General features: G+C 40.7%; 1 pseudogene. It reads right to left on the reverse strand.

The window, feature by feature from the left end:
• Nucleotides 1-484, reverse strand: a pseudogene (locus SORDD16_RS10895) (transposase); the annotation flags it as partial.

A 484-nucleotide genomic window follows, 5' to 3' on the forward strand; every position in this document is an offset into this window, starting at 1 on the left:
AAAACCAAAGGCTTGTCGTTTTATGTCCTTGATAAGCTTGTTGGTTGGCACCAACCTGGCATTTGAGTAAGGGTGCTCGCAGGCATTGATGATATACTCTTTGTATTTTCTAAAGGTCTTAAAAGCTGTTCGAAAGACCTTATTAACAATGTCTAGATTGTCCTCAATCAGTTCAAAAATTTCGTTTGTCCGTTTCTCTTGAAAATGGAAAAGCAGGAGCTGGTAAAGATTGTACTAATAGCGGAGTTCATCGGAGAAAGCTAAGGTTTTCTCAACGATCTCACGTGGTGTCAGTGTCTGTCTAAAGGTTCTTGAAAAGAAAGGTTTGTCAGACCGTTTTCGGCTATCTTTTTGAAGGATACGCTAGTAATTTTTCCTGGCTCAATGGGGGAGAGAGCGTCTATCAAATTCCTTCATAATGGCAATTCTGGTCGTCATCATAGCCCGACTCAAATGCTGGATAATCCAGAGTAGCTCGTATTTC

It is taken from the genome of Streptococcus oralis (assembly GCF_001578945.1).
Taxonomy (GTDB): domain Bacteria; phylum Bacillota; class Bacilli; order Lactobacillales; family Streptococcaceae; genus Streptococcus; species Streptococcus oralis_Q.